A 2,187-nucleotide genomic window follows, 5' to 3' on the forward strand; every position below is an offset into this window, starting at 1 on the left:
CAGTAAAGCTAGATCTCGTACAAAACACATTAAAACAATCAAATATTTTTTAATAAGGAAATTTAATGCGCATTTTTTGTTTGAATTTTTATTTTTTTATAAGAAATACTTTTAGATATATCCCAAGATATTTTTAATATAGGAATTTACATCGTAAAAAATTGCAACGAATTAACCCTATTTAAATAAAACAAAAGAAATTAAAAGAGAAAAATGGAGCTTTAAACGGAAGTAACAAGCTTAAAAAAATTTAGTTTAGATAAAGTAAATAACTTTATGAGTTGAGCAACAAAGTTGAAAGCTTCAAAAACATATTTAGAAATTGCATCTTACATTTTAGATGATTACATTTGAAGGTAGCTTACACAATCAAATAATAGCTCTTGTTTTCGAATAGACTTTTTCATTGTCATAAAATATTGCCAAACTAAAAGCTTTTTGGAACAAAAAACTCTTTAAATGAAATTGAGCTATTAGCTCAGATAGGTAATTTATGAACTTTGTGAAAGATGTAAAATATATGCGTGCCTCTTTCCAGTTGGCTTCTACATTTGAAAACAATAAGACTAAGCTTATCGATTTAAATGGACATTTAGAAATAGGAATTTTCAAATTATTAAGGGATATTTCTTATTTTAAAACTGTACGATTGGGCAAGGATTTAGATACAATTGTATGGGACAATGGAGCTGATATTTCTCCAGATTTTCTATATGAAATTGGAAACGATTTAGCAGATAAAGGCTAAAATAACTTATAAATAAAGGCCATCTTTCAAACTATTAACAATAACCCAAATAAGGCATTGTTTTTTTGAAATTGTCACCTAGCCTGAGCGAAGCATGGGCTTAAAGGAAATTTAAAATGCTTACAGCCAGCTGAAATTATTCCGTGCGATTGTATTGTCTAGCAAAGTGTTTTGTAGACTAGTTATTGTTCGTATATTTATTCAACAGCCAAAAAGCCATATAAAAAAACACCGCAATTGCAATAATATTGTATTCGCCTTGATAAACAAAGTAAATTAATATTAGCAATCCAATTGATACACTTATCCAGCCTTTCCAACCATCTCTTTTCATAATTAATCCCAATAAGGATCACAAGGTTCTTCCATATAGTCTACAATATACCCAAAAGGTTCTATGCATCTTTTGTAAAATCCTTGGCCATCACAACACCAGTGACAACCTTTTTGAATAGCATATACTGCTAATGCACAACCTGCTTGACATTGGGGAGCTTTAAAAACTTTTGAACACCAAGTCATGGCTGTAATTGCATTGGCATCACACCATCCCTTGCATCCTTCAACACCACATATTTTATTTTCAATATTTATTTTACATTTTTCAGTGTTAGTAGCTTGCTCTGGATGTTTTTTTTCGAGATTTTGGCAATTATTATCATCGGACTTGTTTATAATCCATGTTCCTGACTTTAATATTTTAATATCATTTTTACTACTGCAAACACCAGAGTGAATAAAGTGGTTTGTCATAATATTTTATAACATTTACATTCAGGAGAATGTTAAATAATTATTTTATTTTCAAGCTCAGCTTTTTCCTTGCGTAAAACTTCTAATAGCGTTTTTAAACATCTCTTTTACTTGGTAAATTAGGCTTTTTCATTAAAAAGCCTTGTATTTGCTTTAGAAAGCTCTTAATTTTATTTTTCAAATTTTTCAAGCTTTTGCTGGATCCCTGTTATTTGCTCAGTTATTTCTTCTAAAGTTTTTTGGGTAGTTTCTAAATTTCCTTCAACTATTTGTGATTGTTCTCTAAGCAAAGACATTTCTCGATTTTGTTCTTTAATTCTGCCTTCAAGAGTAAGAGATTCTTCTTTAAGAGTAAGAGATTCTTCTTTAAGAGTAAGAGATTCTTTAGAAACTTGATCTATCAATTTTTTCAAATTAAAAAGTTCATCGGAAAGATTCATAATTTTTGTGTTTAATTGATCTTGTGCCTCTTCTACTTTTTGATCGTTTACTTGAATTTGAATCAAATCGCGTAAAAATTCTAATTCTAATGTTTTATTAGATGGAAGTGGTCCCATAATATTTACCTCTTGAAAAATGTTTAAATTTAATTTAAATAAATTAACTGTTTATAAACTTTATTTTTTATTTATTAAAAGTTTATATATAACATAATAAATCATTAATATTTTTTAATCAAATGTTTT

At 28.1% G+C, this 2,187-nt stretch carries 3 protein-coding genes; 1 reads left to right on the forward strand and 2 read right to left on the reverse strand.

All coding sequences use genetic code 11. The features are described 5' to 3' along the window. Positions 1 to 493: 493 nt before the first annotated feature. On the forward strand, positions 494 to 748 hold the full coding sequence (locus TY19_RS07325) for a DUF2442 domain-containing protein (protein WP_042281410.1): 255 nt from the start codon (positions 494 to 496) through the stop codon (positions 746 to 748). Positions 749 to 1,084: 336 nt separating this feature from the next. On the opposite strand, the gene TY19_RS07330 is transcribed toward TY19_RS07325, so the two are convergent. Both TY19_RS07330 and TY19_RS07335 read right to left on the reverse strand, forming a co-directional pair. Further along, positions 1,085 to 1,501 carry a hypothetical protein gene (locus TY19_RS07330; protein WP_042281412.1) on the reverse strand — a complete coding sequence of 139 codons (417 nt, stop codon included), beginning with the start codon at positions 1,499 to 1,501 and terminating at the stop codon, positions 1,085 to 1,087. Positions 1,502 to 1,671: 170 nt separating this feature from the next. Next, complete coding sequence (locus tag TY19_RS07335; RefSeq protein ID WP_042279641.1) at positions 1,672 to 2,058, reverse strand: hypothetical protein; 387 nt, start codon at positions 2,056 to 2,058, stop codon at positions 1,672 to 1,674. Between the last annotated feature and the right edge of the window lie 129 nt (positions 2,059 to 2,187).

The sequence above is a fragment of the Candidatus Protochlamydia sp. R18 genome, assembly GCF_000648255.1.
In the GTDB taxonomy this organism is placed as follows: Bacteria; Chlamydiota; Chlamydiia; order Chlamydiales; family Parachlamydiaceae; genus Protochlamydia; species Protochlamydia amoebophila.